General features: G+C 42.4%; 11 protein-coding genes, 1 tRNA gene and 2 pseudogenes. 5 read left to right on the top strand and 9 right to left on the bottom strand.

The window, feature by feature from the left end:
• The first annotated feature begins 220 nt into the window (after window positions 1–220).
• The 3 genes from gshAB to dusB all read left to right on the top strand — a co-directional run bounded on the left by gshAB (window position 221) and on the right by dusB (window position 4,503).
• On the top strand, window positions 221–2,476 hold the full coding sequence (gshAB, locus tag HMPREF3108_RS03205) for a bifunctional glutamate--cysteine ligase GshA/glutathione synthetase GshB (protein ID WP_070493295.1): 2,256 nt from the start codon (window positions 221–223) through the stop codon (window positions 2,474–2,476).
• Window positions 2,477–2,666: 190 nt separating this feature from the next.
• The gene (gene hslO / locus HMPREF3108_RS03200) at window positions 2,667–3,539 is read left to right on the top strand and encodes an Hsp33 family molecular chaperone HslO (RefSeq protein WP_070493292.1); all 873 of its coding nucleotides are present in this window, start codon (window positions 2,667–2,669) and stop codon (window positions 3,537–3,539) included.
• The gene (gene dusB / locus HMPREF3108_RS03195) at window positions 3,526–4,503 is read left to right on the top strand and encodes a tRNA dihydrouridine synthase DusB (RefSeq protein WP_008809915.1); all 978 of its coding nucleotides are present in this window, start codon (window positions 3,526–3,528) and stop codon (window positions 4,501–4,503) included. The genes hslO and dusB overlap by 14 nt, the downstream gene beginning before the upstream one ends.
• Before the next feature lie 38 nt (window positions 4,504–4,541).
• On the opposite strand, the gene HMPREF3108_RS03190 is transcribed toward dusB, so the two are convergent.
• The 6 genes and pseudogenes from HMPREF3108_RS03190 to HMPREF3108_RS03165 all read right to left on the bottom strand — a co-directional run bounded on the left by HMPREF3108_RS03190 (window position 4,542) and on the right by HMPREF3108_RS03165 (window position 11,294).
• The gene (locus tag HMPREF3108_RS03190) at window positions 4,542–5,216 is read right to left on the bottom strand and encodes a DUF6287 domain-containing protein (protein WP_061599165.1); all 675 of its coding nucleotides are present in this window, start codon (window positions 5,214–5,216) and stop codon (window positions 4,542–4,544) included.
• A gap of 235 nt (window positions 5,217–5,451) precedes the next feature.
• Window positions 5,452–6,240 carry an NUDIX domain-containing protein gene (locus tag HMPREF3108_RS03185; protein ID WP_061582816.1) on the bottom strand — a complete coding sequence of 263 codons (789 nt, stop codon included), beginning with the start codon at window positions 6,238–6,240 and terminating at the stop codon, window positions 5,452–5,454.
• Between the two features lie 43 nt (window positions 6,241–6,283).
• Window positions 6,284–7,099 carry a nicotinamide riboside transporter PnuC gene (gene pnuC / locus HMPREF3108_RS03180; protein ID WP_061599163.1) on the bottom strand — a complete coding sequence of 272 codons (816 nt, stop codon included), beginning with the start codon at window positions 7,097–7,099 and terminating at the stop codon, window positions 6,284–6,286.
• Window positions 7,100–7,120: 21 nt separating this feature from the next.
• Window positions 7,121–8,179: an AAA family ATPase gene (locus HMPREF3108_RS03175; protein ID WP_061599161.1), complete on the bottom strand. Its 1,059-nt coding sequence runs from the start codon at window positions 8,177–8,179 to the stop codon at window positions 7,121–7,123.
• A 221-nt stretch (window positions 8,180–8,400) separates the two neighbouring features.
• A pseudogene (locus HMPREF3108_RS03170) lies at window positions 8,401–10,829 on the bottom strand (ATP-dependent Clp protease ATP-binding subunit).
• A 6-nt stretch (window positions 10,830–10,835) separates the two neighbouring features.
• Window positions 10,836–11,294 carry a CtsR family transcriptional regulator gene (locus tag HMPREF3108_RS03165; protein ID WP_048779324.1) on the bottom strand — a complete coding sequence of 153 codons (459 nt, stop codon included), beginning with the start codon at window positions 11,292–11,294 and terminating at the stop codon, window positions 10,836–10,838.
• Window positions 11,295–11,612: 318 nt separating this feature from the next.
• On the opposite strand from HMPREF3108_RS03165, the gene HMPREF3108_RS03160 reads away from it, so the two are divergent.
• Window positions 11,613–11,963 (top strand): hypothetical protein, encoded by a 351-nt coding sequence (locus tag HMPREF3108_RS03160; protein WP_048779322.1) that lies wholly within the window; start codon window positions 11,613–11,615, stop codon window positions 11,961–11,963.
• Between the two features lie 107 nt (window positions 11,964–12,070).
• On the opposite strand, the pseudogene tsf reads toward HMPREF3108_RS03160, so the two are convergent.
• Together tsf and rpsB are read right to left on the bottom strand one after the other, a co-directional pair.
• A pseudogene (gene tsf / locus HMPREF3108_RS03155) lies at window positions 12,071–13,113 on the bottom strand (translation elongation factor Ts).
• A 78-nt stretch (window positions 13,114–13,191) separates the two neighbouring features.
• On the bottom strand, window positions 13,192–13,974 hold the full coding sequence (gene rpsB / locus HMPREF3108_RS03150) for a 30S ribosomal protein S2 (protein ID WP_008809924.1): 783 nt from the start codon (window positions 13,972–13,974) through the stop codon (window positions 13,192–13,194).
• 284 nt (window positions 13,975–14,258) lie between these two features.
• Between rpsB and HMPREF3108_RS03145 the strand changes: the two genes are divergently transcribed.
• Window positions 14,259–14,329, top strand: a tRNA-Cys gene (locus HMPREF3108_RS03145).
• 226 nt (window positions 14,330–14,555) lie between these two features.
• On the opposite strand, the gene HMPREF3108_RS03140 is transcribed toward HMPREF3108_RS03145, so the two are convergent.
• Window positions 14,556–15,643: G5 domain-containing protein (locus HMPREF3108_RS03140; RefSeq protein ID WP_141738448.1), on the bottom strand; the 1,088-nt coding region annotated here is incomplete at its 5' end.

Below are 15,643 nucleotides of genomic sequence, written 5' to 3'. Positions count from 1 at the left end.
TTATTATAAGAAATTTATTGCCATTTTTCAAGAAGAGATAGGGATTTCATTTGGATTTTAACTTTTGGAAATGAATTAGTTTTTCACAAAATCTGTTTTTTCTGATATTAATTAGTTTATTTTAAATAAAAGTTCGGATTTTTATTAAAATCGTAGTAGAAATTTGTTTTCTTTTTCCGTTTGTAATAGACTAAAATTACTATCATAGGACGGTGAAACGATGACGATTAATCAATTACTGCAGAAACTGGATACATCAAGCCCTATTCTTCAAGCGACCTTTGGTCTAGAGAGGGAAAATCTCCGAGTTGACTTGGATGGACACTTAGCCCAAACTGCCCATCCAAGTCAACTCGGTTCAAGGAATTTCCACCCAAGCATCCAAACAGACTTCAGCGAGCAACAACTAGAACTAATAACACCTATTGCTCACTCGACTAAGGAAGCTAGGCGCTTACTGGGGGCTATTAGTGACGTGGCGGCCCGCTCGATTGATCAGAACGAGCGCCTCTGGCCTCTGTCCATGCCACCGCAGCTGACTGAAGAGGAGATTGTCATTGCTTGTCTGGAAAACGACTATGAGCGCCACTACCGAGAGGGCTTGGCGGAAAAATATGGCAAAAAACTACAGGCTATCTCTGGTATCCACTACAACATGGAGCTAGGGAAAGATCTAGTCACTGCTCTCTTTCAAGTCAGCTCCTATCAATCACTTAAGGATTTTAAAAACGGCCTCTATCTCAAGCTGGCTCGAAACTTTCTGCGTTTCCGCTGGATCTTAACCTATCTCTACGGTGCTGCACCTTTGGCAGAAACTGGCTTCTACAGTCAGGAAATTTCCCAGCCTATCCGCTCTTTTCGTAACAGCGACTATGGCTATGTCAATGACGAAAATATTCAAGTGTCCTACGCTTCTTTGGAGCAATATGTAACCGATATTGAAAACTACGTTCAGTCAGGCGAGCTCAGCGCTGAAAAAGAATTTTACTCAGCCGTTCGCTTCCGTGGACAGAAGCACAATCGTGCCTATCTGGAGCAAGGTATCACTTATCTAGAATTCCGCTGCTTCGATCTCAATCCTTTTGACCATTTAGGTATTAGCCAAGAAACCTTAGATACCGTCCATCTCTTTTTACTGAGCCTGCTCTGGCTAGATGATGTAGAAAATGTGGATGCAGCATTAAAAACTGCCCACGACTTGAACCAAAAGATTGCTTGTAGCCATCCGCTGACTGCCCTGCCAGATGAGGCAGACAGCTCAACACTGCTCCAAGCCATGGAAGAACTCATCCAGCATTTTGAACTGCCAACTTACTACCAAAGCTTGCTTGAGCAGCTTAAAGAATCACTTCTGAATCCTCAGCTAACCCTATCTGGTCAGCTCCTGCCTCATATCCAGCAGGATTCCTTAATGGACTTTGGATTAGAAAAAGCAGAGGAGTATCACCACTATGCTTGGTCGGCTCCTTATGCCCTCAAAGGCTACGAGAATATGGAATTATCTACTCAAATGCTACTCTTTGATGCTATCCAAAAGGGGCTTAATGTCGAAATTTTAGATGAAAATGACCAATTTCTCAAGCTTTGGCATGGTCGCCATGTGGAATATGTCAAGAACGGCAATATGACCTCCAAGGATAACTATGTCATCCCTCTGGCCATGGCCAATAAAACCGTCACCAAAAAGATTTTGGCTGCAGCTGACTTTCCCGTTCCAGCTGGAGCAGAATTTTCTTCCCTAGAGGATGGACTGGCCTATTACCCTTTGATTAAGGACCGACAAATTGTTGTCAAACCAAAGTCAACTAACTTCGGACTAGGCATCTCCATCTTCCAAGAACCAGCTAGTCTGGAAGCTTATCGCAAGGCTTTGGAAATCGCTTTTTCAGAAGACGCTGCTGTCTTAGTGGAAGAATTTATCGCTGGAACGGAGTACCGCTTCTTTGTCTTAGACGGTCAGTGTGAGGCAGTCCTCTTGCGAGTAGCAGCCAATGTCGTCGGAGACGGTCAGCATACCTTGAGAGAATTGGTTGCCATCAAAAACGACAATCCGCTACGGGGTCGGGATCATCGATCACCGCTTGAAATCATTGAACTGGGGGACATTGAACTGCTCATGCTGGACCAGCAAGGCTATGGACCAGATGATATCCTGCCTGCTGGAGTCAAGGTTGACTTGCGACGCAATTCCAATATTTCTACCGGCGGAGACTCGATTGACGTCACAGACAGCATGCACCCATCTTATAAGGAACTTGCTGCGAACATGGCACGAGCTATGGGAGCTTGGGCCTGTGGCGTTGACCTGATTATTCCTGACAGCTCTGCTATTTCTACCAAGGAAAATCCTAACTGCACCTGCATCGAGCTCAATTTCAACCCCTCTATGTATATGCACACCTATTGTGCTGAGGGGCCGGGACAAAGCATCACCCCTAAAATACTGGCCAAACTTTTCCCAGAAATGGACCTGTAAAATAAGAAAACGCAGAAGATGTCCCTGCGTTTTTTGTTTTGTAACCGAGGTAAAGTTTAAGATGATAACCTAAAAGAATTAAGCTTGATTGCTACTACAAGTTTAAAATTTCTTTAAGCCCTCTTCACAAACTTGAAAAAACAAGCGCAAGCCTGCGCCCCTTTCTCTATTTTGTGTTAAAATAAAAGGTATGGACAAAATTATCAAAACTATCTCAGAAAATGGCTCTTTCCGTGCTTATGTGCTGGATAGCACAGAGACGGTTCGGACCGCTCAAGAAAAACATCAAACTCAAGCCAGTTCTACTGTTGCACTTGGCCGCACACTGATTGCCAGCCAGATTTTGGCTGCAAATGAAAAAGGCCAGACCAAGATTACCGTCAAGGTTCTCGGAACCAGCTCACTAGGCGCGATTATCACAGTGGCAGATACAGAGGGTAATGTCAAAGGTTATGTACAGAATCCCGGTGTAGATATCAAAAAGACAGCTACTGGCGAAGTACAGGTTGGTCCTTTTGTTGGCCAAGGCGAATTCCTCGTTATCACGGACTACGGTACGGGCAATCCATACAACTCCATGACTCCTCTCATCTCTGGAGAAATCGGCGAAGACCTAGCTTTCTACCTAACTGAAAGCCAGCAAACACCTTCCGCTGTTGGTCTCAATGTTCTCTTAGATGAGAACGACAAAGTCAAGGTTGCCGGTGGTTTCTTGGTACAAGTTCTGCCTGGTGCTAAAGAAGCTGAAATTGCCCGCTTTGAGAAGCGAATCCAAGAAATGCCTGCCATATCAAAACTGCTGGAATCCGATGACCATATCGAAGCTCTGCTGGCTGCCATCTATGGTGATGAGCCATACAAACGCCTGTCTGAAGAAGAAATCCGCTTCCAGTGCGACTGTAGCAAAGAACGCTTCATGAATGCCTTGGCTACCCTGCCAAAGGCTGACTTGGAAGAGATGCGTGACCAAGATCAAGGTGCTGAAATCGTCTGCCAATTCTGCCAGACAGCCTATCACTTTGACCAAAATGACCTGGAGGAACTGATTCGTGACAAATCTTAATACCCCTTTTATGATCGGAAATGTCGAAATTCCCAACCGCACTGTTCTGGCACCTATGGCCGGCGTAACCAATTCTGCTTTCCGAACCATTGCCAAAGAGCTGGGAGCGGGCCTGGTCGTCATGGAAATGGTCTCTGACAAGGGCATCCAGTATAACAACGAAAAAACCCTCCACATGCTCCACATTGACGAGGGAGAAAATCCAGTCTCTATCCAACTTTTCGGTAGTGACGAAGATAGCTTAGCCCGCGCAGCAGAATTTATCCAAGAAAACACTAAAACGGACATCGTTGATATCAATATGGGCTGCCCGGTCAATAAAATCGTCAAAAATGAAGCTGGAGCCATGTGGCTTAAGGATCCCGAGAAAATCTATAAAATCATCAACAAAGTACAGTCAGTGCTAGATATTCCCCTGACAGTCAAGATGCGGACTGGCTGGTCTGACAGCTCGCTAGCCGTAGAAAATGCTCTAGCAGCTGAAGCCGCTGGAGTCTCAGCCCTGGCTATGCACGGTCGCACCCGTGAGCAAATGTATACAGGCCATGCTGATCTTGAAACTTTGCACGACGTTGCGCAAGCCCTTACCAAGATTCCCTTTATTGCAAACGGAGACATTCGTAGCGTTCAAGAGGCTAAACAACGTATCGAAGAAGTCGGAGCTGATGCCGTTATGATAGGTCGAGCTGCTATGGGTAATCCTTACCTCTTCAATCAGATCAACCACTACTTTGAAACGGGTGAAATCCTTCCGGACTTGACCTTTGAAGATAAAATGAAAATTGCCCACGACCACCTTAAACGTTTGATTGATCTCAAAGGGGAACATATTGCCGTTCGAGAATTCCGAGGCCTAGCTCCACACTACCTGCGTGGAACATCCGGAGCTGCTAAACTACGAGGTGCGATTTCTCAAGCAAACACCCTTGCTGAAATTGAAGAGCTCTTGCAAATTCAAAAATAAAACAAAAGGAAGCCAATCGGACTTCCTTTTTGTTCTGTTTAGGGTTGAGTCACCACAACACTTGTTACTGAACCATCTGCTCCTATTGTAATCTGCAGATTGGCATTGCCTGGCCCGCTTAACTGAGCATTGTATTTGCCATCATCCAGCGTATAAGAGTAGGAAGCGATGGAATAATTAGCTGTCTTTCCATCTGCAGACTGGACTGTGAATTGGCCGTTGCCTGATACAGTCACAGTATTTCCATTGGCATCCTTCCAAGTACCAGCAGCCGCTGAGAAATCTCCATCCACCATAGTCAAGACACCTTTATAGCGAGCATTGCTGGCTGCCTGCTTATTCTGAAGCTGGCGATTGCTTTCCGATGCTTGAGCTGGTTGAGTTGCTTGACTCTGAGTATTTTGTCGACCTGAAGCTTGCTGCGTTTGCGTTTGTTGGGCTTGAGGCGCTTCTACAGTAGACTGTTGCTGACTGGCAGAAGCTTCGACTTGTCCAGACTGGCCAACTGCTACTTCTGAAGAAGGTCGATTGCTAGCCTTAGAAGAAGAACTAGCCTTGCTGGATGACGCAGCTTTTGAGCTAGAGGAAGTCTGAACAGTCTTGCTAGAACTAGTACTTGTTGTGCTTTCTTCTTTCTTACCACATGCCCCTAAAAGCAGACCAGAAGCTAGAACTACAACTGCCATCATTTTGGTATAAGTACGTGTTTTCATCTTTTGCCTCCTTGTAACATTTAGAAATCTTTTTGTAATGTAATTGTAATACTATGTTTTTTATTTGTCAATCATTTATATAAAATTCTTTAAAAAGTTTCTACCCAAGCAAGTTCAAGCTTCTCATGCTACTTCTTTTGTCATGAGAAATTTGCTCCTACTTATCTATTCGGCATTAAAATAAGAAAAACAGGACAATTTTGCCCTGCAAGAGAAATATATCCTCGACTTTCTTTTAAGCCGTTTTTTCTGTCTTCAGCCGATAAACTTTTCTCGGCTTCTTCTTTGGCACGCGCTTGACGCCAGCTTCTTCTAGATATTCTCCAAATTTAACTAGAAAATTATTGCTAACAATAGGTCGTCTAGGCGAGATGAGATTAACCAGCTCAGTCCCTTCATAGACAGTAAACGGTGATTCCAGCAGATGGAGAAAAGTTGGATTCCAGTCCAGTCGACCCTGAATCCGTTTAATAGATTCTAGCAGGATTTGGTAGTGGTCAAAGGCAAAGTCCTCTGCTGTCAAAAGCTGTTCACCATCCCTAAAGCTCCTTGTCTTAAAGTCCACATCAAGAAAGGTGACTTCTTTAGCATCATCGCCAGCTTGTACTTGATCTACTGCTATAGCCGGAAGATAAACCAAGTGGGAAATAGTAATGACCCAACCACGTGGATCACGTCCTGGTGTAGAAACCGTCATCAGCTGTTCCACCTTTTCCAGCGGTATCTCAAGCCCCACCTCTTCTTTGACTTCCCGAATGCAGGCTTGATAGGCATCCTCATTTTTGTCCACAAAGCCTCCGACTAGGGCATATTTATTTTGATAAGGATGGGCCTTGCGCTTGATGACCAAGAGTTTTATCTGACCTTCCACGAAGCAGTATGCCACCATATCTGCTGTTACACTCGGGGTCTCATATTTTGGCAAATCCTGAGTCTTGTACCATTCCAAAAAGGCGGATTCATCCGCCATTGTTTCATAATATTCTTTTTCTGTCATACCAGATGGAATAGCCTGTTTGGTCATAAGTATCTTATCCTTTTCTATCAAAAATCCTCCAAATCTTGCTCTAAGCTTTCTTCACTGCCTTGGTCCACTGATACCACCCGACGATACTATTGAGGGTATAGACCCAGTACATGGCCTGGATATGGAGATTGCTACCCCACCAGAGATAGATACTGAAGAGATTGGTCGCAATCCAGAAAATCCACTGCTCGCGGTAGAGGCCAGTCATGAGAAGCTGACCGATACCATTAGTCGCATCTGTCACACTATCGCGGAAAGGCCGGTGACTATGAATGCTCTTATAGGCAAAGCCCATACCAATCCAAATCAAAGCCGTCAAGGCCAGATATTTAAGCCAGCCACGCCAGTCTAACTTCTTAGCTTCAAAATGAGAAGGTTCTTCCTTATCTTGCTCATTAACCCGGTTGGACAGCCAAGTATAAAGGCCGATTGGCTGCATGATAAAGAAGTAGATTGTTGTCAGTACTTCACCATAAAAACTAGCCTTGAAGGACAATATAAGATAAATTGCCGAATTAACCGCTCCAAAAAGGTAGTTGCTAGCCCGACCCTCAGCTACTAGGATTACACAGACGATGCCTGTCCAGGAAGCAAAGAGTCCTAGCCAATCATGCTTCACCTGGCCACTGGTAAACTCCAGAATGAAAGGCAAGCTAGAAAGAGCAAGTAAGTAGAGCCATTGAGCCAAGCTACGGCCGCCAAATAGATCCTGCCAGAGCAATTTTACAATTCCCTTAATACCCAGCTTTTTAGCCGCTATATAGACATTGCGGAAATTCCGAGCAAAGGTTTGATTTTTTTGTTTCAGTCCTGTCCAGAGATCTTCAGGAGAGAGTTTTTGATTTTTGATTACCATTCTATTCTACCACTTTCTTTTTTAATCTGCTTGATAAATCCTGTTGATTGCTTCTTTGGCCATCTCATAATTGTCCAGATAACTGCCAGCTAGATAGGCAGTTGGATGATCAGGCAAGTACTGTTCTTTCAGCTTTTTCAGATAACTAGAAAAATCACTGCGTATAGCCTCATCTGCCATGCTCATATCTCGAAAGCCATCGTTGACATAGGTCCCGACTGGCTCAGCAAAGAGAATCAAATCCCATTTTTCCTTGGACAAGATGCTGACAAAGAGATTGTCAAAGGTATCTGTTTCCTCGTCTTGAACTGGACTTTCTTTCAGATAGTAATCATAGTAAGCCTTGGTCACTAGTGAATTCGTGTCAGCCACAACCAGACCACGGTTGGCGCTGCTGTCAATCAAGCGGGAAGTCTGAGCGTATTGTCCCAGAAGTAGATAATAGTAATCCTTAGGTGTCAACTCATCGTCTCGTACGTTATTTTGGATCTGGTATTCTCGAGCATATTCTAGGCTAACTGGAGCATCATAGTAGCGAGCCAAATCTTTGGCCAAGGTCGTTTTACCATTGCTGGCACTACCCATGATCAGCACTTTCTTGGTAAAGTGACGGCGGAAAGGTTGGGCCATATATTTCCAATAATGGCTAGGGTTTTCTCGAATCATTGTAGCGGAAATCCCAACATGGCGCTCTTCCAAACATGTTTCAAAACCACGCTTTGCCAGCTCCGCTTGATAGTCTGATTCTCCGACAAAGAAAATCAGTTCCTCGCCTTCTGCATCATAGCCCACCAACTCTAATAAAGCCGGCAACCACTGGTTCCAACCCAGAGGATAGCGAGGAAAGGACGTTTCATCCAGTTTGTAAACCTGAGTTAATTCATCATCTGCGAAAGTTTCCCGCGTATATCGGAAGCGCTTCTGCAGAGGCAGGCCTACTTCCTCCCCACGATCGCCTTGATAACCAGAAACCACCACGCGCACCTTGTCGTAAGAACGCTTCGCCTTCTGAATCAAATCGATATGCCCCTGATGCAAGGGAGCAAAGGTTCCAAAGACAATTGCAATTTTTTCTTTCATAATTCCACCTTTTTATTATTTTTTATATTTTTATTTTTTCTATTTTTTTATTATAAACTATATTTTTGTTTTGTCAATAGTTTTTTATAAAATTTTATAAAAATATTTTTAAACTCGAATATCAAACTTAAAAATAAAAAAGCCCTGACTATTGTTATATCAGAGCTTTTCTTGTATTTTTTAGAATTGATCAGTATAAATATTGTGATCTCATTTAGACTTTATACTATATCAAACTTCAACTGACCTTCCTTAACCCCCACTTTCAAGGTCTGACCAGCTTGTAAATCACCAGTCAATAGCAGTTCTGCTAATTTATCTTCAACTTTGGTTTGCAGAGTTCTACGAAGAGGTCTAGCCCCCATTTCTACATCATATCCTTCTTTAGCTAGTAGTTTCAAGGCACTAGCTTGGAATTTTAGTTGGATATTCTTTTCAGCGAGACTGGCAACCAGAGGTTTAACCATCACTTTGACAACCTCCTGCATATGGTCTGCTGACAAGCTATGGAAGACGACTTTTTCATCAATCCGGTTAATAAATTCTGGACGGTAAGCCTTTTTAAGCTCTTCTAACATTCGTTTTTCCATATTTGCATGGTCTAAACGGATGTCGCGAGCCCCAAAGCCAACTGTCTTATCATCACGCAGACTGGTTGCACCTAGGTTACTGGTCATGATAATAATCGTATTTGAAAAATCAATCTTTCGTCCCTTACTATCAGTTAATACACCACATCTAGAACCTGCAGAAGGACATTGAAAATATCCGGATGAGCTTTTTCCACTTCATCAAATAAGAGGACGGAATATGGTCGGTTGCGAACTTTCTCTGTTAATTCGCCTCCTTCTTCATAGCCAACGTAGCCTGGAGGCGCTCCATTGAGACGGCTAGCAGCAAACTTCTCCATGTATTCACTCATATCAAAACGAATGAGAGCTGATTCGTCGTCAAAGAGGGTTTCTGCCAAAGCCTTAGCCAACTCGGTCTTACCAACTCCAGTCGGCCCCAAGAACATAAAGGAACCAATCGGTCGCTTATTCGCTCGAATACCTGACTGGTTGCGACGGATTGCACGACTAATAGCTGAGATAGCTTCATCTTGGCCAATCACCCGCTTATGCAATTCTTCTTCTAAGTGCAAATACTTCTTAGCATCTGTCTGGGTCAATTTTTGAACTGGAATACCTGACAGGCGACTGAGGGTTGTCAGAATATCTGTTCCCTCTACTCTTAAATTACTTAACAGAGGTTGATTTTCTTTCTCAATCAAGCGACTAAGTTTATTGAACTGACCAGCTATAATTGCTCGATCTGCTGGACTCAAATCCTCTTGTGCATGACTCTGAGGACCATTGTTACGTACTGTGGCACTCGCTTCATCTAACAGATCAATTGCTGAATCAGGCAGATGCTTACTTGTCAAATAACGGTGGGCATATTTTACTGCTGTTTCAATGGCTTGATCTGTAATCGTTACCTTATGATGGGCTTCATAATTTTCTTTTAGGCCCTTAAGGATAGCAATGCTGTCAGCCACACTTGGTTCTTCAATACTGATCTTAGCAAAGCGCCGAGATAGAGCAGCGTCTTTTTCAATATGCTTTTGGTATTCTTCTTGAGTTGTAGCTCCTATCGTACGCAGTGTTCCGCGAGCCAGAGCAGGTTTAAGGATATTCGCAGCATCCATCGTAGAGTCAATACCGCTACCAGACCCCATAATAGTATGAAGCTCATCGATAAAGAGGATGACCTTACCATCTTTCTCAATATCGTCAATGATATTGTTCATACGCTCTTCAAAATCCCCACGGAAACGAGTCCCTGCCACTACATTCATTAAATCAAGCTCTAGAACCCGCATTTTGGCTAGTTCGTGCGGAACTTGACCAGAAGCTACACGCTGGGCCAAACCGAGAGCTAGAGCAGTTTTACCAACTCCAGCATCCCCAACCAAAACAGGATTATTCTTCGTCTTGCGACTGAGAACCTGAATCATCCGAGAGATTTCCTGATCTCGGCCAACAACAGGCTCTAGCTGACCTGAACGAGCTAATTCCGTCAAGTCTCGTGTGTAATCTTCTAGACCACCACTCTGAGTAGGTGGCATCCCCATCATGTTTGCCATGTTTTGCTTGGCTTGGTTAAAACCCTTGTGAAGACTGCGGATGGCTTTTAAATCATTCTTAGTCCAACCAGACTTTTGTTCCAGATTTCTCCGCAAATCATTAATACGCAAAACTCCTTCTTTGTCTTCATAACTAAAGCCGACAAATTCCAAAATACGAGTTGCTAGGGTACCTCTATCGCTGACGATAGCGTATAGGATGTGTTCAGTTCCGACTTCCTTTGCGTGAGTAGCTTCGGCTATAGCTTTTGCCTCCTTAAAAAGAGTCGTCAAACGATGAGAAAAAGGCAGGATACTAAATTGCCCTTCCTTCTGATAAGACTTTCCTACCACATGGTAAGCAGCATCCTCAAAATGATCGATTTCCAGCGGATAATCATTTAAAACTGAGCCTGCTACGCTATAAGGATAATTAGAAAAAGCAATCAAGAGATGCCATGACTCTAAATATTCAGATTCAAAATGGCTAGCCAGTTGCTGGGCTTCTTCTATACTAACAATCAAGGCTTTTGAATATTTCATTTCGATTTAAGTTCCTTTTCTATCAAGTTGCTGTAATACTTTCTTTAACATACGAGCGCGAATTATTGGAGCATCTACTCCTAAAACACAATCAGACGATATGGCTAAAAGAAGGTTGCCTTCACGTTCCGACATAATTCTTTCATCAAACAAGAGTTGAACAATATCTGTAAAGAACTGTTGGCTCACTTGCTCTCCAATACGATCGAACAACTCACATATCATCTGATGGCGATCAGAAAACTCAACCTTTCCGATTCGAATGTAGCCACCGCCACCTCGCTTACTTTCGACAACGTAGCCCCGGCTTTCAGTAAAGCGCGTCTTAATCACATAATTAATTTGACTGGGAACGACCTGGAAGACATCAGCCAACTCGCTCCGTTTCAACTCAACCATACCTGCCTGCTCTAAAATTGCTTTAATATAGGCTTCGATATTATCTGACGTATTCTTACCGCTCATGATCTTCCTTTCTAGTCAATCTTATTATTTTTAATCGCTCTTTCATTAAACATTAGACACTGATTTCTAGCTTCACAAAAGTATCTTTGACATTGACTATCTTTGACTAATATTATACCGAAAAAGTCCTTATTTTGAAAGGAAAAGGGATGGTAAAAGGTCTGATAATTCAAACTAGTGAAAAAGCTTTAGAAAAGAGCAAATTCTTAGTTGTAACCGCTTGCAATTAACTTTTAAAGCGTTATAATATAGGTGGAAATGTACAGAAAGAATAGGTACCTTACCTATTCACAATTATCTCAAAAGGAGGATTGTCCAATGACGCTAGATTGGTTCACTTATACTCGCCACGTGCTCACTTGGTTGCTTTCAACCTTGTTCCTATACACAGTATTTTCTGCCCATTATGTCAATGTCCAGATTGCCATATTGGTTGCCTGCTTCTTTATCCCCTTCTTATTTGAACAGGCCAAGATGAAACAGAAAACAAAGTGGACTCTTAATCTACTCATTACACTCGCTACTGTGATAGGAATCCTATTCACTCAGAAGTTTAGAATTACTTTTACCTATTCTCAAATTACTCATCTCTTAATTTTTGGTATTCTTCTAATTTTTATTGATGCTGTGATTTCACATAGTAACTTGATGAGAAGAGTGGCTAAATAGCATAAAGCACATTAGAAAGCTTTTGATATATACAAGAGCTTAAGCTTATAAAGATAAAAACGGGACAAAAATCAATCTTGTCCCGTTCTTTTTATGATAGTAGATTCTTAGTTTTGTCCAAGAGCTGCTGCCATTGTTGCTGCAACTTCTGATTCAAAGTCGTTAGCGGCTTTTTCGATACCTTCACCAACTTCAAAGCGAGCGAACTCAACTACTGAAGCATTTACTGATTCAAGGTAAGCTTCAACTGTCTTGCTGTCATCCATGATGTAAACTTGTGCAAGAAGTGTGTATGCTTGGTCAACTTTAGTGTTGTCAAGCATGAAGCGATCCATTTTACCTGGGATGATCTTGTCCCAAATCTTTTCAGGTTTACCTTCAGCAGCCAACTCAGCCTTAATGTCTTCTTCAGCTTGAGCAACAACTGCATCAGTCAATTGAGCTTTTGATCCATACTTCAAGTGCGGAAGAGCTGGTTTACCAACCATTGCGCGGCTTTCGTTATCTTGATCAATAGCATGGTTCAATTGTGCTAATTCATCTTTAACAAATTGCTCATCCAATTCTTTGTATGAAAGAACTGTTGGTTTCATCGCAGCGATAGCATAGAGATTTGTTTAGCAAGAGCTTCGTCTCCGCCTTCGATAACGGAGATAACACCGATACGGCCACCATTATGTTGGTAAGCACCGAAGTGTTGTGCATCTGTTTTTTCGATCAAAGCAAAGCGACGGAATGAGATTTTTTCTCCGATAGTTGCAGTTGCAGATACGTATGCAGCTTCAAGAGTTTCACCTGAAGGCATTGTCAAAGCAAGTGCTTCTTCGTTGTTAGCTGGTTTGCCTTCAGCGATTACTTTCGCAGTTGCATTTACCAAGTCAACAAATTGAGCATTTTTTGCAACGAAGTCAGTTTCAGCGTTTACTTCAACTACTGCTGCAACATTACCGTTTACATAAACACCTGTCAAACCTTCAGCAGCAACACGGTCAGCCTTCTTAGCTGCTTTTGCCATACCTTTTTCGCGAAGCAATTCAATCGCTTTTTCGATGTCACCATCAGTTTCAACTAGGGCTTTCTTAGCGTCCATGACACCAGCACCAGATTTTTCACGCAACTCTTTAACAAGTTTAGCTGTAATTTCTGCCATTTTGATTCTCCTATATTTTTTATAAATAGGAGGGCCGGGCTAAGCCCCGCCCTCCTAGGTAATTACTAATTATTTGAATTAAGCGTTGTCGCCTTCTACAACTTCAACGATTTCTTCGATTGAGTCTGCTTGAGTTTCAGTTGCAGCCAATTCAGCTTCTACTGACTCAACACTGTCTTCACCTTGACGACCTTCGATAATAGCGTCAGCCATTTTCGCAGTGATCAATTTAACAGCGCGGATAGCGTCATCGTTAGAAGGAATGATTACATCGATATCGTCTGGATCTGTGTTTGTGTCAACCATAGCAACCACTGGGATACCAAGCTTCTTAGCTTCTTTAACAGCGATTTGCTCTTTATGTGGGTCAACCACGTACATTACATCTGGGATGCGTGGCATTTCTTCGATACCACCCAAGAATTTTTCAAGACGTGCACGTTGTTTGTTAAGAAGAGCTACTTCTTTCTTAGGAAGAACTTCGAAAGTTCCGTCTTCTTCCATACGTTTGATTTCTTTCAAACGAGCTACACGTTTTTGGATAGTAGACCAGTTTGTAAGAGTTCCACCCAACCAACGGTGGTTGATGTAGTATTGACCAGCGCGTTCTGCTTCATCTTTTACAGCTTCAGCAGCTTGCTTTTTAGTACCAACAAACAAGATGATTGCATCGTTTGCAGCTGCATCACGGATGAAATCATATGCTTGGTCTGCATATTTTACAGTTTGTTGCAAGTCAATAACGTGGATACCGTTACGCTCTGTGAAGATGTACTTAGCCATCTTAGGGTTCCAGCGACGAGTTTGGTGACCAAAGTGAACACCAGCCTCAAGAAGTTGTTTCATTGAAATTACTGCCATGAGTAAATTCTCCTTTTTGTTTTTTTCCTCTTTTAGATTTCAGCTCGCAGGACAACCCAAGGGCAACAGTCCCACAATTCATCTAAAATGAGTATTTTGCCATTTGCACGGCATCTATTATGATAACAGAATTTCAAGGATTTGACAAGCTCTTTTGCTTTATTTTTCCTCGAAAACCTTGATTTTATCAGCATTTATTTTTCTAGTTTTCAGTATTATTTCATTTTCTTAGAATCAAGTGTATTGACGAAAGTCCTTTTTTAAGGTAAAATAGTAAAGGTTAAGGCGGTATAGCCAAGTGGTAAGGCACGGCTCTGCAAAAGCTTGATCGTCGGTTCAAATCCGTCTACCGCCTTATATAACCTGATTTATCAGGAAGCATCTGAACACAAAGCTCGTAAGATCGGGCTTTTTTCTTTCCCTTTAATGCTAAGATTTTGAGTCTAACTATTACGTTAGGATTCAAAAAGAGGCTGAGATATTATCTCAGCCTCTTTTCTATTTAACATTTGCTGGTCCCTGTTTTTAGAAAAGCAACGGGAGATTAAGCACAAATGCCTTATATTTTTTCAACCTAATTCTTAGTGTTTTTTACGACGGAAGTTAAAGAAGGCCGTTACACTTGCAAGAACAAGTCCTAATAGAGCCACAAGGCCATTTGCATGTTCACCAGTGTTTGGAAGGTTCTTCTTCTCTTCTGCGTTTCTATTTACTCTAGAGTATTGAGGTTGTTGTGGACGGTCTGTTTGACCTGATTGACTACTTGTAGCAGCATCTGATCCTGGTTTCGCTTGATCTTTAGGATCTTGAACTTTACCAGTTGAATCCTTTTGACCTTGTCCTTTAGAATCTTGAGCTTTGTCTGATGGATCTTTTTGATCTTGACTAGCATTTGATTGGCTGCTACCAGATTCCTTAGTACCAATTTCAACTACTTGAGTGATTGGTGTTTTCGTAATCTGTTCGTCTCTGACAACTCGGCTTGTTTCAACACCATTTGTCTTAGTAATTGTGTAGACAACAGTCTTTTCACCATCAACACCAGCAATCTTGATCCGTTTTGTTCCTTTTGGAAGATCTGGATTGCTTAAAGTGATAGTGCCATGGTAAATAACTTGAGTTTCAGTCACGTTTTCAGTTGTAACAACTGGAGCAGTAGCTTTCTTAGTTCCTACTTCAACAACTTCATCAACTGCTGGAGTTGTGATAGTGTTGGATTTCTCTACACGACCTGTTTCAACACCGTCTGCGTAGGTTACTGTGTAAACAATGGTACGAACACCCTTCTTACCTGAAGTTGTCACATTGCGGACACCTTCTGGAAGGGCTGGATTTGGAACTTCTTTGACTTGGAAGTCTACTTCTTCAGTCTTAGTTTCTTCCTTAGTGGTAATGACTGGACCAGTACCTTCTTCGATGACTTCGTCAACTGCTGGTTTTGTCACGGTTTCTGACTTCTTAACCTTGCTAACTTCTTGGCCATCAGCTTTCGTAACAGTATAAGTTACTTCCTTCTCTCCATCTACACCTTGAACTTTTACGTTTCTTGTGCCTTTTGGTAAAGCTGGATTTTGCACTGTAGAGCTACCATGTTTGATAACTTCTTTTTCTACTACTTCTTCAGTTGTAGTAACTACGCCTTTCTTAGTTCCTACTTCAACAACTTCAT

This window comes from Streptococcus sp. HMSC10A01, assembly GCF_001807785.1.
Lineage (GTDB): Bacteria > Bacillota > Bacilli > Lactobacillales > Streptococcaceae > Streptococcus > Streptococcus gordonii.
The sequence above is the reverse complement of the archived record's forward strand: the minus strand, read 5'-3'. Positions and strand labels throughout refer to the sequence as shown.